Below are 24,500 nucleotides of genomic sequence, written 5' to 3'. Positions count from 1 at the left end.
GGGTCCGCGGCGGCGAACAGCGCCGCCTCCGCGCGCTCCAGCTGCCGCGTCAGCGGTCGCGGTTCGCTCAGCGCGTCGGCCGCGTCGGCGAGCGCCGCGCTCAGATCCGGCACATCGCGGGCGACCAGCCGCAACAGCTCGACGGTCGCCTCCACCACCGGACTGTCGGCGGTGCCGGTGGCGAAGACGGGGCGGCCGGCATCGGTCAGCCACCAGCATCCGCGCACATCGCCAGCGGCCTCCGCGTGCACCGTCGGTGGGTGCAGCTCCCCCAGACCACGGAGCAGGCTCACCGCCAGCGTCACGCCCTCGCCAGGCGAGAGGTCGGCTCCGGTTGCCGCGCGACGCGAGACGAATTCCTCGACCCGCTCGGTGCACACCGGCAGCACGACGTCGTGCCCGCCCGGACGCAGGAGGATGTCGAGTGGCCCGAGCACGTGGCCGGCCGCCGCGGCATCCCATCCTCTCCAGTCGTCGCCGAGCGTCGCGGCGTCGATGAGGACGACCATCCCTCCGTCGGGTCCGCACACCAGTGACCCCTGCCACGGCGAGTCGTCTACGCCCGTGAGCTGCCGGATCACCCGATAGCCCTCGCTCAGCCGATCCTCGACGCTGCTCGCCACGATTCCGAGCCTGACGGCGCAGGAGCTTCGCGCCCGCCCCGCGGCGTCGGCCTGTGGAGCGGGCCGCCCTCTGGAGCGCTGGGGAGGAGCCGATCTCGGGCGCTGAGAAAGGTAGGCTGGAGTCATGGCAGCCCGCAGTACCGCGCCCGAGAAGCGCCCCGGATTCTTCTCTCAGATCCGCACTCTGTACACGTTCACGCAGAAGGCCTATCGCTGGCTGCCCTGGGTGCTGGCGGCGATCCTCCTCCTCGGCGTGGGCCTGGGCCTGCTGGTCGGGTTCCTGCTTCCGCCGGTCGCGATCTGGAGTGTCATCCTGTGGGCCGTCACCGGCCTCATGCTCGGCGTCCTCGGGTCGTTGATGACCATGACCCGGCTCTCGACCAGCGCGATGTACAAGCAGATCGACGGGATGCCGGGGGCCGCCGGACACGTCCTGTCGACGTCGCTCGGCCGCAATTGGCAGGCGAGCGAGATGCCGGTCGGTGTGAATCCCAAGACGCAGGAGGCGGTCTACCGCGCGGTGGGGCGCGGCGGCGTGGTCATCGTCGGCGAAGGCGCTCGCGGCCGGCTGACCAGGCTCGTCAACGACGAGCGCTCGAAGGCGCAGCGAGTGGCGACGGGCGTGCCCGTCACGGTTCTGTACATCGGCCACGGCGAGGACGAGGTTCCGATCGCCAAGCTCTCCTCGACGATCAAGGCGCTGCCGAAGAAGATCGACCGCGCCACGATGGCGGCCGTCATAAAGCGGCTCGGATCAGTGTCGCAGTCGCTCGCCTCGCTGCCGATCCCCAAGGGGATCGATCCGACGAAGGTCCGCGCCCCGCGCCCGCGCTGAGACTTCGGTCGGCAGCTCAGGAGCGGATCAGCACGGTCCCGGCGGCCTTGTCGTGCAGGCCGCGCTGGTCGGCATCCCAGATGACGGCCGGGATCACCAGGATCAGCAGCGCCGTGCGGATCAGCGGTCGCCACAGGCCCACCCATGACCCGTCGACGCGGACCACGCGCAGTCCGAGGATGCGGTGACCCGGGCTGCCCTGGATGGTCGGCAGGAACGCGATCTGGATCAAGGCGAAGATGGCGAGGATGGCGAGCGGGTCCCAGGCGAAGAACCCCGAGATCAGATACGCCGCGCCGTAGTCTATGAACAGCGCGCCGACGCGACGTCCGAGGCGTGCGATCGAACCGCTGCCGGACGCGGGGCGACCGAGGCGCTCACCGGGGAAGCTCTGCGCGTCTGAGGTCACACTTCCAGCGTAACCAGGCGTCCGTAACATGCCGGAAACAAAGGTGTGACTAGCGGGCAATCCCTCCCGGGTACGGTGCCTTTCAGGCCCGCGATGCGGGCGGCAGTTCCCGATGCCCTACCTCTGGAGTCTCCATGTTCAGTGATTCATCCGAGGTGCTGAAGTTCATCAAGGACGAGGACGTCAAGTTCCTCGACATCCGTTTCACGGATCTTCCTGGCGTCCAGCAGCACTTCAACATCCCGGCGTCGACGGTCGACGAGGAATTCTTCACCGTCGGCCAGCTGTTCGACGGGTCCTCGATTCGTGGATTCGCGAACATCCACGAATCGGACATGCAGCTCATCCCTGACGTGTCGACCGCGTACCTCGACCAATTCCGCGAGGCGAAGACACTGATCATGGTCTTCGACATCTACAACCCCCGCACCGGCGAGATCTACTCGAAGGATCCCCGCCAGGTCGCCAAGAAGGCGGAGAAGTACCTCGCCTCGACCGGCATCGCCGACACCGCGTTCTTCGCCCCGGAGGCGGAGTTCTACATCTTCGACGACGTGCGCTTCGAAGTGAAGCAGAACGCCAGCTACTACTACGTCGACTCCGAAGAGGGCGCGTGGAACAGCGGCCGCGAGGAAGAGGGCGGCAACCTCGCCAACAAGACCCCGTACAAGGGCGGCTACTTCCCCGTCAGCCCGGTCGACAAGCAGGCGGACCTGCGCGATGACATCAGCCTCAAGCTGATCGAGGCCGGCCTCATCCTGGAGCGCGCTCACCACGAGGTGGGCACCGGCGGCCAGGCCGAGATCAACTACCGCTTCGACACGATGGTGCACGCGGCCGACGACATCCTGAAGTTCAAGTACATCGTCAAGAACACCGCCGAGCAGTGGGGCAAGACGGCGACGTTCATGCCCAAGCCGCTCTTCGGCGACAACGGCTCCGGAATGCACACGCACCAGTCGCTGTGGCTCGACGGCAAGCCCCTCTTCTACGACGAGGCCGGCTACGGCGGCCTGTCCGACCTGGCCCGCTGGTACATCGGCGGCCTGCTCGCGCACGCACCCGCGGTCCTGGCGTTCACCAACCCGACGATGAACAGCTACAAGCGTCTGGTCAAGGGCTACGAGGCTCCCGTCAACCTGGTGTACTCGGCCGGCAACCGCTCCGCGGCCATCCGCATCCCGATCACCGGATCCAACCCGAAGGCCAAGCGCATCGAGTTCCGCGCGCCGGATGCCTCGGGCAACCCGTATCTCGCCTTCGCGGCGCAGATGATGGCGGGCCTGGACGGAATCAAGAACCGCATCGAGCCGCACGAGCCGGTGGACAAGGACCTGTACGAGCTTCCGCCTGAGGAAGCGAAGAACATCCCGCAGGTGCCCAACTCGCTGCTGGACTCGCTGGACGCCCTCGCGGCCGACCACGAGTTCCTGCTGGCTGGCGGAGTGTTCACGCCCGAGCTGATCGAGACGTGGATCGAGTACAAGATCGAGAACGAGATCAAGCCGATCGCGGCCCGTCCGCACCCGTTCGAGTACGAGCTGTACTACGGCGTCTGAGCAACGTCGGCTGAGAGGGGGTCCCGCGCGCGGGGCCCCCTCTCAGCCGTAGAACAGGCGCTCGAACTCGCGCCGCGCGCGACGGGTCGCGCCGAGGTAGTCCTCCTCGACCTGCGTCGCCGACCGCGGCGGGTACCCCAGCAGCCGGCCGATCCCGTCCAGCCGCTTGCGGTCGGTCGGAAGCACGTCGCTGGTCTGACCCGACAGCAGCGTGTTCGCCGAACGCAATCGGCTCGCCAGGCGCCAGGCATGAGCGAGTCGATCGGCAGCAGCGTCAGGGACGAGCCCGGCGGCCTGGGCCGCCCGCAGCGCGCCCATCGTCGACGTCGTCTGCATGGCGGCGATGCGGTGGGCATGCTCGAGCTGCAACAGCTGCACGAGCCACTCGACGTCGCTGAGAGACCCGGGACCCAGCTTGAGATGCCGTGCGGGGTCGACGCCCTGCGGCAGGCGCTCGTTCTCGACGCGCGCCTTGATCCGCTTGATCTCACGCAGTCCCTGCTGATCGACGGATGCCGGATACCGCACGTCGTCAGCCAGAGCGGTGAACGCGGCGAGGAGCTTGACACTGCCGGCCACCCCCCGGGCGCGCAGGAGCGCCTGGGCCTCCCACGACAGCGACCACCGACGGTAGTACTCGGCGTACGCGTCGAGCGATCGGACGACGGGGCCGTTGCGCCCCTCGGGTCGCAGGTCCGCGTCCAGGTCCAGGGGGACGCGATGATCCTCCGAGTGCTTCCGCAGGCCGGAGACGAGCTGGGTGGACAGCTCGTGCGCGCGCTGCGGATCGACGCCGTTGGCCCGGTAGACGTACATCACATCGGCATCCGACCCGAAGCCGAGCTCGCTGCCGCCGAAGCGACCCATGGCGATCACCGAGAAGTCGAGGGCCTTGTCCTCCGGCGGCACGACCTCGCGCCGGACGGCCCGCAGCGTCGCCTGGATCGTCACCTCGGTGACGGTGGTGAGGGCTGTCGCGACCTCCTCGATCGTCGAGGGGCTCAGGATCGCCCACATCGCGATGCGCAGCAGCTCACGGCGACGCAGGGCGCGGACCGAGCGCATTGCGTCATCGATCGTGCTGTGCCGGGACTGGATCGCGCGAGCCTCTTCCTGGAGGGCGAGGCCCGTGCGCGGACGCAGCAGCTCGGGGTCGTCGAGCCACGCGGCCGACTCGGGAATCCACTCCATCAGCTCGCCGACGTATCGGGAGCTCGACAGCACGCGCGTGAGGCTCTCCGCCGCCCCGGACGAGTCGCGCAGCATCCGCAGGAACCACGGCGTGCCGCCGAGCCGCTCGCTGATCCTGCGGAATGCGAGCAGTGCGTAGTCGGGATCGACGCCGTCCGCGAACCACCGGATCATCACCGGCATGAGGTGGCGCTGGATCGTCGCGCCGCGGCTGAGCCCGCTGGTCAGGGCCGCGATGTGACGGAGCGCGCCCACCGGATCGGAGAACCCGATCGCGGCGAGCCGGTCATGGGCCTGCGCCGGCGAGAGCGACCGCTCCTCCTCGGGCAGCGCAGCCACGGCGGACAGCAGCGGGCGGTAGAACAGGCGCACATGGATGTCGCGGACCTCGCGCTTGACGCTCTCCCACGTCTCCCAGACCTTCTCGCCGGAATCAGCCAAGGTGGACGCGCGCGCCAGAACGCGCAGCTCCTCCGGGCGCGAGGGCATCAGGTGGGTGCGACGCAGATGACGAAGCTGCACCCGGTGCTCGAGGAGGCGGAGCACCCGGTAGTTGTGCGAGAACGCCGCCGCCTCCGCGCGGCCGATGTAGCCCTGCTCGACGAGGGCGACGAGCGCCTCGAGCGTTCCGCGCTGACGGATGCGATCGTCGGTCAGGCCGTGGACGAGCTGCAGCAGCTGCACGGTGAACTCGATATCGCGGATGCCGCCCGGCCCGAGCTTGATCTGGTACGGGACGTCGACCGCCGGGATGTGCTCTGTGACCCGCTCGCGCATGCGCTGCACGTTGTCGACGAAGTTCTCGCGCGCCGCACTGGTCCAGATCTTCGGCTGGACGGCGCGCACATACGCGTCGCCGAGTTCCGCGTCACCGGCGATCGGACGCGCCTTGAGCAGTGCCTGGAACTCCCAACTCTTCGCCCAGCGCTCGTAATAGGACAGGTGCGAATCGAGGGTGCGCACGAGCGCACCCTGCTTGCCCTCCGGGCGCAGGTTGGCGTCGACCTCCCACAGAGGGGGCTCGATCTCGACGCCGGAGATGCCGCGCATCGTCTGCACCGCCAGTCGCGTCGCGATGTCGACGATGCGGCTCTCGCCCACGTCCTCGAGAACGCCGGGATCGGCACCGGCGACGAAGATCACATCGACGTCGCTCACGTAGTTCAGCTCGCGCGCTCCCGTCTTGCCCATTCCGATCACCGCCAGTCGGGTCGCTGCGACCTGGGCGCGCGGGAGCTGGCCGGCGCCCGCCGCGCCGCTGGACACCCGGGTGCGGGCCACGCACAGGGACGCCTCCAGTGCGGCACCCGCGGCATCGGCCAGTCGCGCCGAGACGATGTCGATCTGGGTGACCGGAGAAGCGCTCAACAGGTCGTACGCGGCGATCGCCGCGAGCATCTGGCGGTACCGGACCCGGAGAGACACCCAGGAGGCGTCGCTGCCGTCGGCGGCGAATCCGTCCTGGGCGTCCACGGCCGCCAGGAGCGCCGCGCGCAGCTCCTCCACGCTCGGCAGCGAGGTGCCGGCGCCGACCAGGTGCGCGAGCTCTTCGGGTCGGCGGAGGTAGAAGTCGGCGAAACCCGTCGACGCTCCCAGCAGCGCCCAGAGGGCCCGCCAGCCCTCCTCGTCGGCCTGGAGCGCGCGGACGGCGGCGGCATCGCGCCGCGCCACGCGAATGATCCCCCCCACGGCGGCGTGGGGGTCGGCCGCGTGGGCGGCCGGTCCCGTCAGGGCGGTCCGCTCGACGCCGAGCAGCTCCTCGAGTTCGGCGAGCTGCGCCTCCGCCTCGGCGAGCCGGCTGAACCCCTGTCGCGCGAGGTGGGTGAGTGACTGCGACCGTTCGCTCGTGGACATCGTCTTCCAGCGGAGTCAGAGCATCTCGAGATTGCTCTTCAGCTCGAAGTGCGTCACCTGGGAGCGGTACTCCTGCCACTCCTTGCGCTTGTTCAGCAGCACGTAGTTGAAGACCTGTTCGCCGAGCGTCTCTGCGACCAGCTCCGACTCCTCCATGTATTCCAGGGCATGGTCGAGGCTCGCCGGCAGCGGTGCGTAGCCGAGCGCTCGTCGCTCGGCATCCGTCAGCGACCAGACGTTGTCCTCGGCCTCCGGCGGTAGCTCGTAGCCCTCCTCGATGCCCTTCAGCCCGGCGGCGAGCATCAGTGCGTACGCGAGGTAGGGGTTGGCCGCAGAGTCCAGGGCACGATACTCGACCCGCGAGGACTGCCCCTTGTTCGGCTTGTACATCGGCACGCGGACCAGGGCGGACCGGTTGTTATGGCCCCAGGTGATGAAGCTCGGCGCTTCGTCGCCGCCCCACAGCCGCTTGTAGGAGTTGACGAACTGGTTGGTCACCGCGGAGATCTCCCCCGCGTGTCGCAGCAGTCCCGCGATGAAGTGGCGGCCCGTCTTGGAGAGCTGATATGTCGCACCCTCCTCGTAGAACGCATTCATGTCGCCCTCGAACAGCGACATGTGAGTGTGCATGCCGCTGCCTGGCTTGCCGCTCAGTGGCTTGGGCATGAAGGTGGCGTAGACGCCCTGCTCGATGGCGACCTCTTTGATGACGGTGCGGAACGTCATGATGTTGTCGGCCGTCGCCAGGGCGTCCGCGTAGCGCAGGTCGATCTCGTTCTGCCCGGGGCCGCCCTCGTGGTGGCTGAACTCGACGGAGATGCCGAGGTCCTCCAGCATCCGGACCGAGCGCCGGCGGAAGTCGTGCGCGGTGCCGCCAGGGACGTTGTCGAAGTACCCGGCCGAGTCGACCGGCTCAGGACCCTCGGGACCGAAGGACGAGGACTTCAGCAGGTAGAACTCGATCTCGGGATGCGTGTAGAACGTGAAGCCGGCATCCGCCGCCTTGGCGAGCGAGCGCTTGAGGACATGGCGCGGGTCGGCCACGGCGGGCTGACCGTCGGGCGTCGTGATGTCGCAGAACATGCGCGCCGTCGGGTCGATCTCGCCGCGCCACGGCAGGATCTGGAACGTGGTGGGGTCGGGGTGCGCGAGCAGATCCGACTCGTAGGACCTCGTCAGGCCCTCGATCGCGGAGCCGTCGAACCCGAGCCCTTCGCTGAAGGCTCCTTCGACCTCGGCCGGTGCGATCGCCACCGACTTGAGCGTGCCGATGACGTCTGTGAACCAGAGCCGGACGAATTTGACGCCCCGCTCCTCTATCGTCCGCAGAACGAAGTCACGCTGCTTGTCCATCGAATTCCCTCCGGTGCCGGGCCGCTGGGGCCCCGGCTAGTTCTCGTCGTTCTCGAGCTTGTCGTGGGACGGGGAATCCGCTGCGGGTCCGGAGCGCGACCCGCTCTCGCGCCGTTCTTCCTCGGCCCAGGCTCGGGACCGCTCGCGGATGATCTCGGGCGCGCGTGCCGCTTCCTCAGCCGTCTCGAAGGGACCGGCGCGATCGATGGAGGGAGACACGTAGCCGTGCTCCACCTCACCGGTCTCGAGGTTGTACCAGTACTTCTTGCTGTCGCTGGACACTTCCCGCTCCTCTCGCGAGCCCCCGAATCCGTCGAAGGCCCGCCTGCTCGATCCTACTGATCGCGCGCGCGCTCCTGGATAGGCTGAGCCCATGGCTACGGACAAGACTCGCGCCGTCGGTGTGGACATCGGCGGCACAGGGATCAAAGCGGCGATCGTCGACCTGCAGAAGGGAACGCTCCTGAGCGACCGCGTCAAGGTCGCCACCCCGCTCGGGGCGGAACCGAAGGACGTCCTCGGAGCGGTCCTGGAGGTCCTCGAGAAGCTCGGAGTCGACGACGACGCGATCCCGCTCGGCGTGGCCTTCCCCGCGATCGTGAAGTCGGGTCGCACGCTGTCCGCCGCCAACGTCTCGAAGGCGTGGATCGGCTTCGAGGCCGAGAAGTTCTTCGAGGACGGGCTCGGTCGCGACATCCACTTCGCCAACGACGCCGACGTCGCCGGTGTCGCCGAGATGCGCTACGGCGCAGCCCGCGACGCCGACGGCCTGATCATCCTCACGACCCTCGGCACCGGGATCGGGTCGGCGATGATCTACAACGGCGTCCTGATCCCGAACTCCGAGCTGGGGCACCTGCAGCGCGCCAAGCACGGGAAGGACGCGGAGGCGTTCGCCGCCTACTCCGCCATGGAACGCGAGGCCCTCAGTTGGGAGCAGTGGACGGAGCGGCTGCAGTGGTACTACAGCTACGTCGAGTTCCTGTTCACGCCGGACCTGTTCATCGTCGGCGGGGGCGTGTCCAAGCACGGCGATAAGTTCTTGCCGCTGCTGCGCCTCAACACGCCGATCGTGGCCGCCGTGCACCGCAACAACGCGGGGATCATCGGCGCTGCCGCTCTGGCGCTCGCGACCGACGAACCGCGCGTCGCGCGGTCTGCGACGCCGCTCGAGTCGGTGCCGGGGAACCTGCCCGGCTGAGAGGGCGAATGGGCCGGCCTGTACGCCGGGTTCTGTCCGGGGGCCGAAGCCCCGTGGACGGTCATCTCTCTCGGCGACACGTTGCCGTGCCGCTCCAGCGGCCTACCCGAGGACTCGGCGAGCCGCGTCAACATCCTCTGTCTGGCCTTGCTCCGGGCGAGGTTTACCTTGCAGGCCGTGTCACCACGACCCCGGTGGTCTCTTACACCGCCGTTTCACCCTTACCGCGGCCGAGGCCGCGGCGGTCTGTTCTCTGTGGCACTGTCTCGCGGATCGCTCCGGGTGGGTGTTACCCACCGCCCTGCCCTGTGGAGCCCGGACGTTCCTCGGCGCTGCGCGGCGAGCCGCGAGCGACGCGACCGTCCAGCCGACCCATTCGCGACGCGATTCTAGCCCCGGGATCTGTGCATCAGCCGGGATGCGACGAACGCCGACACGCCCGTCAAGCCTTCTGCGCCGTCTCGGAGATGCGCAGGTCGAGCGGGAAGTCGATCGGGAAGTCGCCGAACAGCAGCCGCGCCGCCGCCGCCGCGGCCTCGCCCACCGCAACGGCGGCCTGCTGCGCGTGCTCGGCCGGTGCATGGACGATGATCTCGTCGTGGAGGAAGAAGGCCAGGTGCGGCCGCGTGGAGAAGACCGGACCGGATCGGGGAGCGGCATCCGGACCCTCCACCGGCGGCAGTGCGGCGAGTCGCCCCCGCAGATCGGCCATCCACGCGAGCGCCCACTCCGCGGCCGTCCCCTGCACGACGAAGTTGCGGGTGAACCTGCCGCGGTCCCGAGCCCACCGGCGCGCGCGGGTCTGGTCGACGCCGGATGCCGCGACGTCGCTCGCGCGCGACTGCGCGTCGTGCCAGCTCGCTGACGGCGCCGGTGAGCTGCGCCCCAGCCACGTCGAGACGACGCCGCCGTTCTCCCCCGTCCGCGCGGCATCGTCCACGAGAGCCATCGCACGGGGGAACGTGCGCCGCAGACGGGGTACGAGCCGACCGCTGTCGCCGGTGGTCGCGCCGTACATCGCGCCCAGCATCGCGACCTTCGCCTCCGACCGCGTCGCCACAGCGCCGGTCTCGACGATGCCGGCGTACAGATCCTTGCCGCGCGCGGCGTCGGCGAGCGCCATGTCGCCGGCCATCGCGGCCAGCACCCGCGGCTCGAGCTGCGCGACATCCGCGATCACCAGGCGCCAGCCGGGGTCGGCCCGAACGGCGTCGCGCAGCTGACGCGGCAGCTGCAGGGCGCCACCTCCGGAGGACGCCCAGCGCCCGGTCACCACCCCACCGGGCACGTACACCGGCCGGAAGCGATCGTCGTGCACCCACTCCGCAAGCCACGACCAGCCGTTGGCCGACAGCAGCCGCGAGAGCTTCTTGTACTCGAGGAGCGGCTCGATGACCGGATGCCGGTACTCCGCGAGCTCCCACCGGCTGGTCGACTCCACGAGGATTCCGGCGCGATGAAGGCTCCGGAGCAGCTTGGGTTGGGAGTCCAGGCTCGCTGCCGGCTCGTTCAGCGCTTCGCGGACCCGGCGGCCGGCGTCCTCCAGCTTGGCGGGGATGCCACCGGCGACCGGCCGCTCGCCGAGCACATCCGTGAGGATCGCCTCATGCGCCGCCGTGTCCCACGGCAGGCCCGCCGCGCGCAGCTCTTCTGCGACCAGTGCTCCCGCTGATTCCGCGGCCGTCAGCAGCCGAAGGCGGCCAGGGTCGGTGGAGCCCTCGATCGCGGAGCGTTGCCGGACGAACTCCCGCACCGCGTCATCGAGGCTCTCCGGCGGTCCCGTCGGGACGTCTGATGGCCCGCTCAGCTCGAAGAGCGCCGGCGCGGCGTCGGCCTGCTCCACGAACGGATCCGCATTCCACTCGGTCGCGCTGCGCACGGCCGCCGCCCCGGCGACGAGAGCCGAGTCGCGCAGGATGGCGTGGCACAGTCGAAGGTCGTGACAGCGGCCGAGGCGCACACCAGCGGTCAGCAGGCCGGCGTACCAGCGCGGAGTGTCGTTCCAGACCCATCGCGCCGGCGCGGACGCTTCCAGGCTCTGCGCCCAAGCGGGGAAGGCGCCGGATGCGATCGTGCGTCGCTCCCGTTCCCGGCCCTCGGCATCGAGGATCGCGACGGCGATGGAGTCGCCCGACCGGCCGAGGACGATCCAGGTCGCCCGGTCAGCCCTGTCCACCGGCAAGGTCTCGGTGGAAGCTCGCCCGGAGATCCATAGACTCGTTGGCCGCGGCATCCGCTCTACCGTTGTTCAGTCGCGGCACCCACTCGAACGACACCTCTCGGCCCTCGATGAGGGCCTGGGCTCTGTGCGCCAGCGTCTGCATATCGGGGTGTTTGATCTTCCAGCGGCCGGACATCTGCTCCACGACGAGCTTCGAGTCCATCCGCACGTGCAGGGACGCCTCGGGGTCGAGCTCCACAGCACTCTCCAGTCCGGCGATCAGCCCGCTGTACTCCGCCACGTTGTTGCTGGCGATCCCCACGTAGACGCCGAGCTCGCTGAGGACCGCGCCGGAGATCTCGTCGATGACCACCGCCCCTCCGGCCGCCACGCCCGGGTTGCCGCGCGACCCTCCGTCGGCTTCGATGAGCAGCCGACGCGTCACAGACCGGACTCCTCCGTGCGGACGAGGATGCAGCCGCACTCGGGGCAGGTGATGACGGCGTCCTCCGCGGACAGCCGGACGGTCTGCAGGTCGGTGCCGGCCAGTACCATCCGGCATCCTTCGCATGTGCCGCGGCGAAGGAGCGCAGCCCCCGCGCTGCGCGCCGCGACGCGGTCGTAGTAGACCACCAGGTCGGGGGCGATTCCGCCGACCACCGCGGCGCGATCCCGGGTCGCCGCCTCGAAGACCGCGGTGGCATCGGCGACGGCGCGCTTGGCCTCCGCGCTCAGCCTCGCGCCTTCGGAGTTCGTCTCGGCGATGGCGGACTCCTGCTCGGCGACCGCGCTGTCTGCCGCTTCGAGCCGCTCCATGACCTCGAGTTCGGCGTCCTCGAGGTCGCTCTTGCGGCGCGCGAGCGAGCCGAGTTCGCTCTCCAGGCCCTGCGCCTCCTTGACGTTGCTGGTGGAGCTCAGGCGCTCCGCATCCCGCGCGCGCCGGGCATCGACGACCGCGACGTCAGACTCGATCCGGGCGAGGTCGGCACGCAGATCGTCGCGGATGCCGAGGCGGGTGGTCAGCTCCGAGGAGAGTTCCTGACGCCGCGCGATCAGCTCCTGCACCCGGGCAGCCTGCGGAGGATTCCGGCGCGCGGCATCGGCCGTGCGGATGCGGGTGTCGAGTTCTGCGACTTCCAGGAGGCGGCGCTGATCGGCGGGGCTGGCTTTCACGCCTCAAACCTACCTCGCTCCCTCAGACGCCGACCGACCGGCGGCGCCGGGTGCGAGAAGCACGGACGGTGGGCCCTGCCGGGATCGAACCGACGACATCCACGGTGTAAACGTGGCGCTCTACCAGCTGAGCTAAAGGCCCTCGGCGTAAGTCTAGGACGCGTCGTCCGGGAGCGGACTCGCTAGGCTGGGAGACGGTGCGTTGTGCACGCCGAACAATGCCTGTGCCGCATCCGATGCGATTACCTGGCACGATCTGCCAGACGACGAAAGGTCTTACGTGACTGTCCACGACCAGGATCCGTACTCCCAGGGCCCCCTCGACAGCGATCCCGACGAGACGGCCGAGTGGCAGGAGTCGCTCGAGCAGCTGGTCGCCGCGAAGGGCCACGGCCGGGGACGCGAGATCATGCTCAGCCTCCTGAAGCGCTCGAAGGATCTGCATCTCGGCGTGCCGATGGTTCCGACGACCGACTACATCAACACGATCGCGCCCGAGAACGAGCCCGACTTCCCCGGCGACGAGGAGATCGAGCGCCGCTACCGCGCCTGGATCCGGTGGAACGCCGCCGTGACGGTGCACCGCGCGCAGCGACCGGGCATCAGCGTCGGCGGCCACATCTCCACGTACGCCTCATCCGCGGCGCTCTACGAAGTCGGCTTCAATCACTTCTTCCGCGGCGCCGACCACCCGTCCGGCGGCGACCAGATCTTCGTGCAGGGGCACGCCTCCCCCGGAACCTACGCGCGCGCCTTCCTGGAGGGACGCCTCACCGAGGCGCAGCTGGACGGCTTCCGCCAGGAGAAGTCCGCGGCGCCCAACGGCATCCCGTCGTATCCGCACCCGCGCCTGATGCCCGAGTTCTGGCAGTTCCCGACCGTGTCGATGGGGCTCGGGCCGATCAACGCCATCTACCAGGCCATGACCAACAAGTACCTCACGAACCGCGGGATCAAGGACGTCTCCGACTCGCACGTCTGGGCCTTCCTCGGCGACGGCGAGATGGACGAGGTGGAGAGCCGCGGCCAGCTGCAGGTCGCTGCGAACGAGGGCCTCGACAACCTGACCTTCGTCATCAACGCCAACCTCCAGCGCCTCGACGGGCCGGTGCGGGGCAACGGCAAGATCATCCAGGAGCTGGAGAGCTTCTTCCGCGGCGCCGGCTGGAACGTCATCAAGGTGGTGTGGGGACGCGAGTGGGACGCCCTGCTCAAGAGCGACTCCGACGGCGCGCTGCTGAACCTGATGAACGTCACGCCGGACGGCGACTACCAGACGTTCAAGACCGAGAGCGGCGCCTACGTGCGCGAGAACTTCTTCGGCCGCGACGAACGCACGCTCGCCCTCGTCAAGGACTACAGTGACGACCAGATCTGGGGCCTCAAGCGCGGCGGTCACGACTACCGCAAGGTCTACGCGGCCTACAAGGCGGCCGTCGAGCACAAGGGACAGCCGACCGTCATCATCGCGAAGACGATCAAGGGCTACGGCCTCGGCCCGCACTTCGAGGGGCGCAACGCGACGCACCAGATGAAGAAGATGACCCTCGACGACCTGAAGCACTTCCGCGACGGGATGCACATCCCGATCTCGGACGCGCAGCTCGAGGAGAACCCGTATCTGCCGCCGTATTACAACCCCGGCCAGCAGGACGAGACGATCCAGTACCTGATGGAGCGGCGTCGTGCGCTCGGCGGCTTCGTGCCCGAGCGCCGCTCGACCCACGTCGGGCTGTCGCTGCCCGACGACTCCGCCTACTCGCAGCCGAAGAAGGGTTCGGGCACGCAGGAGATCGCCACGACGATGGCGTTCGTCCGGCTGCTGAAGGACCTGCTGCGCGCAAAGGACTTCGGGCACCGCATCGTGCCGATCATCCCCGATGAGGCGCGTACCTTCGGCATGGACGCGTTCTTCCCGACCGCGAAGATCTACAACCCGAACGGCCAGCACTACACGTCCGTCGACCGCGAGCTGCTGCTGGCGTACAAGGAGAGCCCGCAGGGGCAGATCCTCCACGTCGGCATCAACGAGGCCGGCGCACTGGCCGCGTTCACGGGCGTCGGCACCTCGTACTCGACGCACGGCGAGCCGCTCATCCCGGTGTACATCTTCTACTCGATGTTCGGGTTCCAGCGCACCGGCGACGCCCAGTGGGCAGCGGGCGACCAGATGGCGCGGGGCTTCATCATCGGCGCCACCGCGGGCCGCACCACGCTGACCGGCGAGGGGCTGCAGCACGCCGACGGCCACTCCCACCTGCTGGCCTCCACCAACCCGGCGACCCTCTCGTATGACCCGGCGTACGGCTACGAGATCGCGCACATCGTGCGCGCGGGCCTCGACCGGATGTACGGCGGCGAGCACCCCGACCCGAACGTCATGTACTACCTGACCGTCTACAACGAGCCGCTCGTGCAGCCGGCGGAGCCGGCCGATGTGGACGTCGACGGCATCGTGCGCGGCATCCATCGCATCTCCGCCGGAGACGGCGACGGACCTCGGGCACAGCTGCTGGCCTCCGGAGTCGGCGTGCCGTGGGCCCTCGAAGCGCAGCAGCTGCTCAAAGAAGATTGGGGTGTCGTCGCCGACGTGTGGTCGGTCACGTCCTGGACCGAGCTGCGCCGCGACGGCCTGGCCGCCGACGAGCACAACTTCCTGCACCCGGAAGAAGAGCCGCGCACCGCGTACATCACGGACAAGCTGCGCGACACTCCGGGGCCCGTGGTGGCCGTGAGCGACTACATGCACGCGGTGCAGGACCAGATCCGCCCGTGGGTGCAGCACCGCTTCGCCACGCTGGGGGCGGACGGCTTCGGATTCTCGGACACGCGCCCCGCCGCGCGCCGCTTCTTCAAGATCGACGGCCCGTCCGTCGTTGTCCGCACGCTGCAGTCGCTGGCCGAGGACGGCGTCGTCGACCGCTCGCTGGCCGCGCAGGCCATCGAGAAGTATCGACTCCACGATGTGACGGCGGGCACGAGCGGCAACGCGGGCGGCGAGAGCTGACCGCAGGCATGGCCTCTCGCGCGACGCAGATGGACAAGACCGAGACGCTCGCCTGGCTGCGGCGGATCTCGGGCGATCTCGCGAGCGCCACGATCAAGCGACTCGAAGACACGCTCCCGTGGTACGCCGAAATGCCCCCCGCGCGCAGGTCCGCCGTGGGCCTGGTCGCGCAGGCGGGCATCTCGTCGTTCATCCAGTGGTACGAGGACCCGACGTCGACCCCATGGATCGCCGCGGACATCTTCGCGGCTGCTCCCCGTGAGCTGCTGCGCAGCGTGAGCCTGACGCAGACGCTCCAGCTCATCCGGGTGACCGTGGAGGTCACCGAGGAGCGCCTCGTCGGCAAGGGCGACGACCTGCGCGAGGGCATCCTGCTGTACTCGCGTGACGTGGCCTTCGCCGCGGCGGACGTCTACGCGCGCGCTGCCGAGGCGCGCGGTCTCTGGGACGCACGGCTCGAAGCGCTGGTGGTCGACTCGATCCTGACCGGCGAGGCCGATGAGGAGCTGCCCAGCCGCATCGCCGCCCTGGGCTGGCACGGTCACGGCGAGGTCGCGGTGCTGGTCGGCACGACCCCACCGCAGTTCGACGTCGATCAGCTGCGGCGAAGCGCGCGCAAGCTGGGCGTCGACGTGCTCATCGGGGTGCAGGGCTCGCGTCTCGTGCTGGTGCTCGGACGCGCCGAGCTTCCCGGTCGCGCCGACGACGATCCCGAGCTGCCCTTCCCCGAGATCGCCAAGCGGCTCGAGCCGGGTTTCGGACCCGGCTACCTCGTGCTGGGTCCCGCGGTGCCGGCGCTCGTCGACGCCAGCCAGAGCGCGCGCGCCTCGCTGGCCGGATTCGCCGTGGCCCGCGCCTGGCGGAACGCCCCTCGGCCCGTTGAGGCCGACGATCTGCTTCCCGAGCGGGCACTCGCAGGCGATCCGCTCGCCAAGCTGACCCTCGTGGAGCGGATCTACCGTCCGCTTCAGACGCACAGCGCCGACCTCGTGACGACGCTGTGGAGCTACCTGGACAACGGGCGCTCCCTCGAGGCGACCGCGCGAGAGCTGTTCGTGCATCCGAACACCGTTCGCTATCGCCTGAAGCGCGTGTCGGATGTCATCGGATGGGATGCCACCGGTCCGCGCGAAGCGCTGATCCTCCAGACGGCCCTCATCCTCGGCTCCATCGGCACCGACTCCACCCGTCGGCGCCTGCCCTCACCACGCCGCGGCACCGCATGATCCTGTACGGCGCGCACAAAGGTCGGAGCGATTCTTGTGACGAGATCGCCAGAGGCCGTCGTCTCAACCTTGGCAGGATGGGATGGTGATCATCGCCGTCTTCCCCGGGCAGGGCTCGCAGACTCCCGGATTCCTCGAGCCTTGGCTGCGCCTCGACGGCACCCGCGAGCGACTCGGCGAGTACTCGGAGTGGGCCGGAGTCGATCTGATCGCGGCAGGTACGGCGTGGGACGCGGACCGCATCCGCGACACGCAGGTGGCACAGCCCCTCATCGTGGCAGCCAGCCTCCTGTCGTGGGGCGCGCTGACCGATCGCAGCGGGTTCGCGGGCGTCGCCGGCCACTCGGTCGGCGAGTTCGCCGCAGCAGCGGCGGCCGGGATCCTGTCCGAGGAGCAGGCACTGCGTCTCGTGGGCATCCGCGGACGTGCGATGGCCGAGGCCGCAGCGGCGGAGCAGACCGGAATGAGCGCGATCATCGGCGGAGACGAGGCCGTCAACGTCGCTCGTCTCGCCGAGCTGGACCTCACACCGGCGAACTACAACGGCGGCGGCCAGCTCGTGGCCGCGGGCGCGTTGGACGCGCTCCAGGCCCTGGCGGCGCACCCTCCCGCCGGCACGCGCGTGATCCCCCTGCAGGTGGCGGGTGCCTTCCACACCAGATTCATGGGGCCGGCCTTGGACGCACTGCGGCGGGCGGCCGCGACGATCGCTCCGTCCGACCCGGCGATCACGGTCTGGTCGAACCGCGACGGCGCGAGCGTGGCCTCCGGTTCCGAGTTCCTGGATTCCCTCGTCGACCAGGTGGCCTCCCCCGTCCGATGGGACCTGTGCATGGCTTCCTTCGCCGCTGAGAACGTCGGCGGGATCGTCGAACTCTCCCCCGCAGGAACCCTCACCGGCCTCGCCAAGCGCGCACTGCGCGGCGTTCCGAGCGTCGCAGTGAAGACGCCCGACGACCTGTCCGCCGCACAGGCGCTGCTCAGCGGCGCCGAAGCATGAACGGCGACGACGCATGACCGGAGATTCCGCATGACACGCACTCTCATCCAATCGACGGGGCCCGCCCACACCCGCATCTACGCGTACGGCGCAGCGCGCGGCGAGGTCGCCGTGCCCAACGACGACCTGATCGGGCCGATCGACTCCAGCGACGAGTGGATCCGGCAGCGCACCGGCATCGTGACGCGCGTGCGGGCCCTCGAGCAGACGACGGCGATCGAGCTGGCGACGGATGCCGCGGCGGAGGCGATCGCGCGCTCGGGCGTCGACCCTCAGCAGATCGACGCGGTGATCGTCGCGACGATCAGCAATCCCAAGCAGACTCCCTCCGTCTCGGCGATCGTCGCCGACCGCATCGGCTCCAACCCGGCAGCTGCCTTCGACCTCAATGCCGCCTGCGCGGGCTTCGCCTACGGCGTCACGCAGGCGGACGCGCTGATCCGGGCCGGCGCCGCGCATTACGTCGTGGTGGTGGGGGCGGAGAAGCTGAGCGACGTGGTCGATCCGGCCGACCGCAGCATCTCGTTCCTCCTCGGAGACGGCGCCGGCGCGGTCGTCATCGGCCCGAGTGATACCCCCGGCATCGGTCCCACGGTGTGGGGATCGGACGGATCGAAAGCGGACGCCGTCGGGATGAATCACACGCTCAATGAGTTCCGCAACGGCACGGCGCCCTGGCCCACCCTCCGTCAGGAGGGGCCGACGGTGTTCCGCTGGGCCGTGTGGGAGATGGTCAAGGTGGCCCGACAGGCACTCGAGGCGGCCGGCGTGGAAGCAGCGGACCTTGCCGCGTTCGTGCCGCATCAGGCCAACATGCGCATCATCGACGAATTCGCCAAGCAGCTGAAGCTGCCCGACACGGTCGTGATCGGCCGCGACATCGAGACCACCGGCAATACGTCGGCGGCGTCCATCCCGCTCGCAACGCACCGCCTGCTCGAAGAGCACCCCGAACTCAGCGGCGGACTCGCGCTGCAGATCGGATTCGGTGCCGGGCTGGTGTTCGGCGCGCAGGTCGTCGTGCTGCCCTGAGCCCGAGACGCCCGACTCTAGACTGAACACGGCCCCGACGGGGCACCCCCGAAGAACAGGAGAAACCATGGCATTCAGCAACGACGAGGTCCTCGCCGGACTCGCCGAGCTCATCACCGATGAGACGGGGATCGCGGCAGACGAGGTCGCCCTCGAGAAGTCGTTCACCGACGACCTCGACATCGACTCGATCTCGATGATGACGATCGTCGTCAATGCCGAGGAGAAGTTCGGTGTCACGATCCCCGACGACGAGGTCAAGAACCTCAAGACCGTCGGCGACGCTGTCACCTTCATCACGTCGAACCAGGCGTAAGCGAAGTGCCCGATGGGGCTTCGCCCAAACCCCCGGCTTGCTGACGCACGCCCCGATCGGGCTTCGCCCCGAACCCCCGGCCTGCTGACGCACGCCCCGGTGGGGGCCGCGTGCCCCCACCGGCACATTTCACGAGGATCATCCATCACATGAGCAACTCCCGTATTGTCGTCACCGGCATCGGCGCGACCTCCCCGATCGGAGGGACCGCGCCCGAGAGCTGGACCGCCCTGCTCGCGGGCACCTCGGGTGCGCGCACCCTGGAGTACGAATGGGTGTCCCAGTACGAGCTTCCGGTGACCTTCGCCGCTGAGGCGCTGGTCCGTCCGGACACGGTCCTCGAGCGACCCGAGGCCAAGCGGCTCGACCCCGCATCCCAGTTCGCCCTCGTGGCCGCGCGTGAGGCGTGGGCGGATGCCGGCGCCCCCGAGGTCGACCCGGAACGACTCGGAGTCGACTTCGCAACCGGCATCGGAGGCGTCTGGACGCTGTTGGACGCGTGGGACACGCTGCGCGACAAGGGTCCGCGCCGAGTGATGCCGATGACGGTACCGATGCTCATGCCCAACGCGGCAGCAGCCGCCGTCTCGATGCACTTGGGTGCGCGTGCATACGCACGCACCGTGGCATCCGCGTGCGCATCCAGCACGGAGTCCATCGTGAACGCGCTGGAGCACCTGCAGATGGGGCTCGCCGACGTGGTGATCGCCGGCGGAACCGAGTCGGCCATCCATCCCATCACCGTCGCCGCGTTCTCGTCGATGCAGGCGCTGTCCAAGCGCAACGACGATCCCGCACACGCCTCCCGGCCCTACAGCGTCGATCGCGACGGATTCGTCATGGGCGAGGGCGCGGCCGCAGTCGTGCTCGAGACCGAGGAGCACGCGCGCGCTCGCGGCGCCAAGATCTACGCCATCGTCGCCGGCGGGGGTGTGACCGCCGACTCGTACCACATCACGGCTCCCGAGCCGGAGGGACTCGGCGCCTCGCGCGCTGTCCGCCTTGCGCTCGAAGCGGCCGGTGCATCCGTCGACGACGTCACCCATATCAACGCGCACGCCACTTCCACCCCGACCGGCGACATCGCGGAGTACCGCGCCCTGCTCAGCGTCTTCGGCGACCGCGTGCACGAGATCCCCGTGTCGGCGACGAAGGCCTCCACCGGGCACCTGCTCGGCGGCACCGGCGCACTCGAGGCCATCTTCACCGTGCTGGCCCTGCGCGACCGGCAGGCACCCCCCACGATCAATCTCACCACACAGGACCCCGACATCCCGCTGCGGGTCTCCGGGTCCCCCATGCCCCTCGGCGATGGACCGCAGCTGGCGATCAGCAATTCGTTCGGATTCGGCGGTCACAACGCCGTCGTCGCGTTCGCCTCGGTCTGATCCGCGCCTCGGCACGAAGACGCCCCCGACCGAACCCGTCGGGGGCGTCTCTCGCGTCAGGCGGAGATACGCGGTCTCGGCATCCGGGATTCCTTCTCCGACCACCGGTAGTGGCGCCTCGAGCCGCCTGAAGTCTTGAGTTGTGCTCGGTCATGGACAGCGGATGCCGCGCAGTGCGCGCGTCTGAGCGCTGCGGCCTCAGCCGACCTTGTGCAGCCAGACCACGGCAGCGTCGTCACTGGCATGACGGAACGGCTCCAGCTCGTCATCCCACGCCGCACCGAGGGCGACCTGCAGTTCGTGGTGCAGCTCGAGCGGATCGCCCGCCGCGACCTCCATGGCATACCGGATCCGGTCCTCCCCGACGACGACGTTGCCGGCCGAGTCCGTCTGGGCGTAGTGGATCCCCAGACCCGGCGTGTGCAGCCAGCGGCCGCCGTCGCTGCGGGGCGTCGGGTCCTCACTCACCTCGAATCTCAGATGCTCCCAGCCGCGGATGGCGGTTGCCAGGGCCGCGCCGGTTCCGGCCGAGCCCTCCCAGTAGAACTCCGCCCGACGGCTGCCCGAGAGCACCGGCTGCTCGGTCCAGTCGAAGCTGACCGGATGGCCCAGGGCGCGACCGACGGCCCACTCCAGGTGGGGGCACAACGCGCGTGGCGCAGAGTGAATGAAGATCACTCCACGCGCCAGTGGTGTCGCCATGATCTCTCCGTTTCGTCAGGTGCGTCTTCCCCTACGACCTGATCCGGAGTACTCGTGGCGCTATGCGGTTGTGGTGCCATTATCGCCCACGCCGAGGCGGAATGACAAGCGTGTGATTCCCGTGTCGCGGTTGCCCGGTCTGAACATGCGAATGCCCCGGCCGATGGCGGCCGGGGCATCCTCTCGACGTGCGAGGATCAGGCCTCGCTCATCGCCGTCACTTCGGCCTGGCCTTTGGCCGCGTAGTACGCAGCCCGAGCGGCGAGCCGGCGGGCCTGCTCGGCCTGACCGGCATCCAGAACGTCCTGCGGCACCTCGACGTTGGGCACATCGGACGTGCCGTGGTACTTCTCGATGTAGGCGTCGAGTTCCGGACCGGAGGTCCACGACGTGATGAGGCAGTACCGGGGCTCGTCGCCGGGGTGCGTGGCCGCGTGCCACAGGCGCTGGGTGTCGACGATCAGCTGGGCGCCCGCCGGGAGGGCGATGCGATACTCGACGCTCGGATCGGTGCGGTTCTCGCGCAGGACGAAGAAGCTGTCCTTGTCGTCGGTCAGGTTGAAGAACCCTCGCACGACCCAGCCCGTGCCGTCCGGGTTCAGGCGATTGTTGTCGTCCTGGTGCAGGTTGTACAGACAGTCCGCGTACGTGTTGGGCTGAAGTTCGATGACACGGCAGCGGCCCACGTTCGCGCCCGGCTCCTGCGCGCGACGCGTGAGGTTCGGAGCCTTCTCCACCTGCGAAGGGATCCAGACGCCGTCCTTGTCTGTGCGGGGCGGCTTGTGGTTCCAAAAGCCGTTGCACTCGATGTCGCCGGCGAAGCTGGCCAGCGGCGCGAAGCGCGTGTCGCCAGAGGACTTCCAGTCGTTGTACTCGATGTCGAGCCACTCCTTCGGATCGAGCTCCTGGTCGTAGCTGTCGAGGACGACGAAGCCGGTCGCATCGAGCGCGGCGGATTTGATGTAACCCATGAGGTGGATCAGCCTTTCGTAGGGGGCCAGCACGTTTTAACAGGCCCGACTTAGGCAAGCCTACATCGGGGCCCTGAGGGCTCCTGGGGCGCGGCAGCGAGCGGCGCGGCGCGCATCGCGAGCATGAACTAGGCTCGACCGCGGCGTTGTCCGAACGACCTGAGGTTCGCGCAACCAACGAGCGTTCCGAGGGGCGAAGCGACACTATGGCCACTGCCACCAACATCGATGCGACCGCTGTGAACACCGTCGGGTGGCTCTCCGCGGCGGGGACGGCGATCGTCGTTCCGGTGTACCAGCGCCAGTACCGCTGGGACATCGGCGCATGCGAGCAGCTTCTGGCCGACATCCGCGCGGTCGCCGACTCGGACGAGCGCCACATGCATTTCATCGGATCGGTCCTGTCCTCGCTCAGCCTCGACGGCGAATCGGCGGAGCTCGTGCTCATCGACGGTCAGCAGCGGATCACCACCCTCATGCTGCTGATCGCGGCGCTCCACCACACGGTCAAGGCCGACCATCCCGACCTCGCGTCCGACCTGGAGCGCGTGCTCGTCCGTGCGTCCGACCCCGCGCGGACCAAGCTGCGGCCGCACCGCGCCTGGGCGCAGGTGTTCGAGAGCGTCGTGCTCGACCGTCGGGCAGCCGGTGGGGAGCTGCGAGAATCTCGCTTCGACGACAATTACGCGTTCTTCCGCAGCCAGATCAGCGCCGAGGAGGCGCCGAAGATCTGGGGCGGCCTGCAGAAGCTCGAGCACGTCGCCATCACCCTCGGCGTGGGAGCCAATGCGCAGCAGATCTTCGAGAGCCTGAACTCGACGGGCGAACCGCTGCGCGACCACGAGCTCATCCACAACTACGTCCTGATGGGGCTCTCGCACGCGGAGCAGAGCGAGATCGAGGACTCCTTCTGGGTGCCGATCGAGCAGAACACCGGTGAGTCGATCGGAAGCTTCTGGCGGCACTACCTGGTCATGATCACCGGCCGCGAGGTGGCGGTGAGCGGTGAACGCAGTGTCTACGACGCGTTCCGTTCACAGTTCCCGCGCCTCGATCTCGAGAGCCTGCGCGCCCATGCCTCGGAGTGGAAGGAGTACTCCGAGATCTACCGCGTGCTCCTCGAGCCTGCGCATGCGCCCGACCTCGAGATCGCCCGCCAGCTGACCTACGTGAACACCGTCGGGCGCTCCATGTACCCGCTCGTCCTACGGGCGTACCGCGACCACGCGCACGGGGAAATCGACCGCCCGACGTTGCTGCGCACGCTCGAGTACGTGCAGTCCCTGCTTCTGCGCCGCACCGTCGTGGGAGTCGGCAACGAGCGGCTCGTGGCCCGGCTATGCCGCGCTCGGCAGGACGGCCAGGAGGCTCTGGAGCGCGCGATCAGCCGGATCACGCCCTCGGACGATCGCGTGCGCGTTGCGCTGAGATACGGGGATCTGCCGCATGCCGCCTACATCCTCGGCCGGCTCGCCGGCGTTGACACACTCGCCGACCTCGCTGTGGAGCACATCTTCCCGCCGGCGCCGGGCGATGCGTGGAGCGGAGACGGAAAGCGCGAATGGGCGGAGTACAGCGAGGACGAGCAGAACAGCCATCGCGCGCTCGCGAAGACGCTCGGAAATCTCACGCTGCTCGAGGAGCCCCTCGCTGAGCGCGCGGCTGACAGGTCGTTCGCCGAGAAACGTGCGACGTACGCGAAGAGCCACATCGCGTTGACGAGCGATGTCGCTGCGGCGCACCAGTGGGGAACGGCGAGCATCACGACGCGCACCGCGGTCCTGACCCGCACGTTCCTTCAGGTCTGGGCGCACCCGGCCACCGTGGACATCGACGACGACGGGCTCACGCCGATCCTCGACGCCCGGCGGCGCCGCGGCTGGCCGCCCGGATGGCAGCGGGAGTTCGAGTACGTGGAGTACCGCGGCGAGCACTGGGAGGTGTACGACGTCCGGTATCTGTTCAACCGCGTCTTCAAGCGGCTGTGGGCCGATTCACGGGCGGACGTCGTGGCATTCAGCGCACGGCGCGGCGGACCGATCTACGGCGCGCAGGCCTGGAACGGTCAGTGGGATGCGCTCGACGAGTCGAACTTCCTCTACATGGGGTGGGACTCGAAGTACATGCTCACGGCGGTGCAGGGCGTGCTCGAGGAGGCCGGGCTCGCCTCGGAGGTCTTCGTCAAGTACTCGTACATCGGAGCCGCGATGTCCTAGCGGCCTCGGTGGGACTTGGTGGGACTTGGTGGGGCGGGTGGGACTTTGGTGGGGCGGGTGGGACTTGAACCCACGATCGTCGGGTTATGAGCCCGCTGCCTTGACCAGCTTGGCCACCGCCCCCTCGACCATCGAGCCTACCGAACGACGCCCCACCGGTCGGTGCGTGGCACAATGCCATCGTGGACGCGATCGCATGGCTGACCCTGGGCATCGTCCTGGCCCTCTCGATCGGCGGCATCGCCGTGGCCCCGCGCCTGCACCGCACAACCCTCCGACGCCG

Annotated in this window: 19 protein-coding genes, 2 tRNA genes, 1 other RNA gene and 1 pseudogene; 10 read left to right on the top strand and 13 right to left on the bottom strand. The window is 69.0% G+C overall.

The window, feature by feature from the left end; genetic code table 11:
* Nucleotides 1–623 (bottom strand): annotated as a pseudogene (locus tag VFX99_RS01790) (hypothetical protein); the annotation flags it as partial.
* 124 nt (nucleotides 624–747) lie between these two features.
* On the opposite strand from VFX99_RS01790, the gene VFX99_RS01785 reads away from it, so the two are divergent.
* Nucleotides 748–1,458 (top strand): DUF4191 family protein, encoded by a 711-nt coding sequence (locus VFX99_RS01785; protein WP_329664604.1) that lies wholly within the window; start codon nucleotides 748–750, stop codon nucleotides 1,456–1,458.
* 16 nt (nucleotides 1,459–1,474) lie between these two features.
* Here the strand turns inward: VFX99_RS01785 and VFX99_RS01780 are convergent, their stop codons facing one another.
* A complete protein-coding gene (locus tag VFX99_RS01780) occupies nucleotides 1,475–1,867 on the bottom strand; it encodes an RDD family protein (protein ID WP_329664603.1) in 393 nt (130 codons plus the stop codon).
* 134 nt (nucleotides 1,868–2,001) lie between these two features.
* Here VFX99_RS01780 and glnA (VFX99_RS01775) point away from each other — a divergent pair, with 134 nt between their 5' ends.
* Nucleotides 2,002–3,426, top strand: coding sequence for a type I glutamate--ammonia ligase (gene glnA, locus VFX99_RS01775; protein ID WP_329664602.1), 1,425 nt, complete (start codon nucleotides 2,002–2,004; stop codon nucleotides 3,424–3,426).
* 42 nt (nucleotides 3,427–3,468) lie between these two features.
* Here the strand turns inward: glnA (VFX99_RS01775) and VFX99_RS01770 are convergent, their stop codons facing one another.
* The 3 genes from VFX99_RS01770 to VFX99_RS01760 are packed head-to-tail and all read right to left on the bottom strand — an operon-like array spanning nucleotide 3,469 to nucleotide 8,106.
* Nucleotides 3,469–6,471, bottom strand: coding sequence for a bifunctional [glutamine synthetase] adenylyltransferase/[glutamine synthetase]-adenylyl-L-tyrosine phosphorylase (locus tag VFX99_RS01770; RefSeq protein WP_329664601.1), 3,003 nt, complete (start codon nucleotides 6,469–6,471; stop codon nucleotides 3,469–3,471).
* A gap of 15 nt (nucleotides 6,472–6,486) precedes the next feature.
* On the bottom strand, nucleotides 6,487–7,824 hold the full coding sequence (glnA, locus tag VFX99_RS01765) for a type I glutamate--ammonia ligase (RefSeq protein ID WP_329664600.1): 1,338 nt from the start codon (nucleotides 7,822–7,824) through the stop codon (nucleotides 6,487–6,489).
* A 36-nt stretch (nucleotides 7,825–7,860) separates the two neighbouring features.
* The gene (locus VFX99_RS01760; protein ID WP_329664599.1) at nucleotides 7,861–8,106 is read right to left on the bottom strand and encodes an SPOR domain-containing protein; all 246 of its coding nucleotides are present in this window, start codon (nucleotides 8,104–8,106) and stop codon (nucleotides 7,861–7,863) included.
* A gap of 91 nt (nucleotides 8,107–8,197) precedes the next feature.
* Between VFX99_RS01760 and ppgK the strand changes: the two genes are divergently transcribed.
* Nucleotides 8,198–9,025: a polyphosphate--glucose phosphotransferase gene (gene ppgK / locus VFX99_RS01755; protein ID WP_329664598.1), complete on the top strand. Its 828-nt coding sequence runs from the start codon at nucleotides 8,198–8,200 to the stop codon at nucleotides 9,023–9,025.
* A gap of 5 nt (nucleotides 9,026–9,030) precedes the next feature.
* Here the strand turns inward: ppgK and rnpB are convergent.
* The 5 genes from rnpB to VFX99_RS01730 all read right to left on the bottom strand — a co-directional run bounded on the left by rnpB (nucleotide 9,031) and on the right by VFX99_RS01730 (nucleotide 12,501).
* Nucleotides 9,031–9,400: RNase P RNA component class A (gene rnpB, locus VFX99_RS01750), an RNA gene on the bottom strand.
* A 67-nt stretch (nucleotides 9,401–9,467) separates the two neighbouring features.
* On the bottom strand, nucleotides 9,468–11,258 hold the full coding sequence (locus VFX99_RS01745; protein ID WP_414684308.1) for a bifunctional 3'-5' exonuclease/DNA polymerase: 1,791 nt from the start codon (nucleotides 11,256–11,258) through the stop codon (nucleotides 9,468–9,470).
* Entirely contained in the window at nucleotides 11,188–11,631 is a 444-nt protein-coding gene (locus tag VFX99_RS01740; RefSeq protein ID WP_329664596.1) for a reverse transcriptase-like protein, read from the bottom strand. Before VFX99_RS01740 ends, VFX99_RS01745 begins: the two co-directional genes overlap by 71 nt.
* Nucleotides 11,628–12,359, bottom strand: a complete 732-nt coding sequence (locus VFX99_RS01735; RefSeq protein ID WP_329664595.1) for a zinc ribbon domain-containing protein — start codon at nucleotides 12,357–12,359, stop codon at nucleotides 11,628–11,630. The genes VFX99_RS01740 and VFX99_RS01735 overlap by 4 nt, the downstream gene beginning before the upstream one ends.
* 69 nt (nucleotides 12,360–12,428) lie before the next feature.
* Nucleotides 12,429–12,501, bottom strand: a tRNA-Val gene (locus tag VFX99_RS01730).
* A gap of 138 nt (nucleotides 12,502–12,639) precedes the next feature.
* Between VFX99_RS01730 and aceE the strand changes: the two genes are divergently transcribed.
* From aceE to VFX99_RS01700, 6 genes are all read left to right on the top strand, one after another.
* Nucleotides 12,640–15,366 carry a pyruvate dehydrogenase (acetyl-transferring), homodimeric type gene (gene aceE, locus VFX99_RS01725; protein WP_329664594.1) on the top strand — a complete coding sequence of 909 codons (2,727 nt, stop codon included), beginning with the start codon at nucleotides 12,640–12,642 and terminating at the stop codon, nucleotides 15,364–15,366.
* Nucleotides 15,367–15,374: 8 nt separating this feature from the next.
* Nucleotides 15,375–16,592: a helix-turn-helix domain-containing protein gene (locus VFX99_RS01720; protein ID WP_329664593.1), complete on the top strand. Its 1,218-nt coding sequence runs from the start codon at nucleotides 15,375–15,377 to the stop codon at nucleotides 16,590–16,592.
* An 85-nt stretch (nucleotides 16,593–16,677) separates the two neighbouring features.
* A complete protein-coding gene (locus VFX99_RS01715) occupies nucleotides 16,678–17,592 on the top strand; it encodes an ACP S-malonyltransferase (protein WP_329664605.1) in 915 nt (304 codons plus the stop codon).
* Nucleotides 17,593–17,622: 30 nt separating this feature from the next.
* On the top strand, nucleotides 17,623–18,624 hold the full coding sequence (locus VFX99_RS01710) for a beta-ketoacyl-ACP synthase III (protein ID WP_329664592.1): 1,002 nt from the start codon (nucleotides 17,623–17,625) through the stop codon (nucleotides 18,622–18,624).
* Nucleotides 18,625–18,691: 67 nt separating this feature from the next.
* A complete protein-coding gene (locus VFX99_RS01705) occupies nucleotides 18,692–18,940 on the top strand; it encodes an acyl carrier protein (RefSeq protein WP_329664591.1) in 249 nt (82 codons plus the stop codon).
* Nucleotides 18,941–19,089: 149 nt separating this feature from the next.
* Nucleotides 19,090–20,328 carry a beta-ketoacyl-[acyl-carrier-protein] synthase family protein gene (locus tag VFX99_RS01700; protein WP_329664590.1) on the top strand — a complete coding sequence of 413 codons (1,239 nt, stop codon included), beginning with the start codon at nucleotides 19,090–19,092 and terminating at the stop codon, nucleotides 20,326–20,328.
* Between the two features lie 198 nt (nucleotides 20,329–20,526).
* Here the strand turns inward: VFX99_RS01700 and VFX99_RS01695 are convergent, their stop codons facing one another.
* Together VFX99_RS01695 and VFX99_RS01690 are read right to left on the bottom strand one after the other, a co-directional pair.
* The gene (locus VFX99_RS01695; protein ID WP_329664589.1) at nucleotides 20,527–21,030 is read right to left on the bottom strand and encodes a DUF3145 domain-containing protein; all 504 of its coding nucleotides are present in this window, start codon (nucleotides 21,028–21,030) and stop codon (nucleotides 20,527–20,529) included.
* Nucleotides 21,031–21,227: 197 nt separating this feature from the next.
* Entirely contained in the window at nucleotides 21,228–22,001 is a 774-nt protein-coding gene (locus tag VFX99_RS01690) for a hypothetical protein (protein ID WP_329664588.1), read from the bottom strand.
* Nucleotides 22,002–22,207: 206 nt separating this feature from the next.
* Here VFX99_RS01690 and VFX99_RS01685 point away from each other — a divergent pair, with 206 nt between their 5' ends.
* A complete protein-coding gene (locus VFX99_RS01685) occupies nucleotides 22,208–24,217 on the top strand; it encodes a DUF262 domain-containing protein (protein ID WP_329664587.1) in 2,010 nt (669 codons plus the stop codon).
* A gap of 46 nt (nucleotides 24,218–24,263) precedes the next feature.
* On the opposite strand, the gene VFX99_RS01680 is transcribed toward VFX99_RS01685, so the two are convergent.
* Nucleotides 24,264–24,340: transfer RNA gene (locus tag VFX99_RS01680), tRNA-Ile, on the bottom strand.
* Between the last annotated feature and the right edge of the window lie 160 nt (nucleotides 24,341–24,500).

Origin of the sequence: Microbacterium sp. (genome assembly GCF_036277215.1) — a bacterium.
GTDB lineage: Bacteria > Actinomycetota > Actinomycetes > Actinomycetales > Microbacteriaceae > Microbacterium.
Note: the sequence above shows the minus strand (reverse complement) of the source record. Positions and strands in the feature narration are given on the sequence as shown.

Excerpts from the sequence above, each read along its gene's own strand:
- VFX99_RS01685 (WP_329664587.1), top strand. The coding sequence starts at position 22,208 with ATGGCCACTGCCACCAACATCGATGCGACCGCTGTGAACACCGTCGGG.
- ppgK (WP_329664598.1), top strand. The coding sequence starts at position 8,198 with ATGGCTACGGACAAGACTCGCGCCGTCGGTGTGGACATCGGCGGCACA.
- VFX99_RS01700 (WP_329664590.1), top strand. The coding sequence starts at position 19,090 with ATGAGCAACTCCCGTATTGTCGTCACCGGCATCGGCGCGACCTCCCCG.
- glnA (WP_329664600.1), bottom strand. The coding sequence starts at position 7,824 with ATGGACAAGCAGCGTGACTTCGTTCTGCGGACGATAGAGGAGCGGGGC.
- VFX99_RS01710 (WP_329664592.1), top strand. The coding sequence starts at position 17,623 with ATGACACGCACTCTCATCCAATCGACGGGGCCCGCCCACACCCGCATC.
- glnA (WP_329664602.1), top strand. The coding sequence starts at position 2,002 with ATGTTCAGTGATTCATCCGAGGTGCTGAAGTTCATCAAGGACGAGGAC.
- VFX99_RS01695 (WP_329664589.1), bottom strand. The coding sequence starts at position 21,030 with ATGGCGACACCACTGGCGCGTGGAGTGATCTTCATTCACTCTGCGCCA.
- VFX99_RS01690 (WP_329664588.1), bottom strand. The coding sequence starts at position 22,001 with ATGGGTTACATCAAATCCGCCGCGCTCGATGCGACCGGCTTCGTCGTC.
- VFX99_RS01785 (WP_329664604.1), top strand. The coding sequence starts at position 748 with ATGGCAGCCCGCAGTACCGCGCCCGAGAAGCGCCCCGGATTCTTCTCT.
- VFX99_RS01770 (WP_329664601.1), bottom strand. The coding sequence starts at position 6,471 with ATGTCCACGAGCGAACGGTCGCAGTCACTCACCCACCTCGCGCGACAG.
- VFX99_RS01705 (WP_329664591.1), top strand. The coding sequence starts at position 18,692 with ATGGCATTCAGCAACGACGAGGTCCTCGCCGGACTCGCCGAGCTCATC.
- VFX99_RS01745 (WP_414684308.1), bottom strand. The coding sequence starts at position 11,258 with ATGCCGCGGCCAACGAGTCTATGGATCTCCGGGCGAGCTTCCACCGAG.
- VFX99_RS01720 (WP_329664593.1), top strand. The coding sequence starts at position 15,375 with ATGGCCTCTCGCGCGACGCAGATGGACAAGACCGAGACGCTCGCCTGG.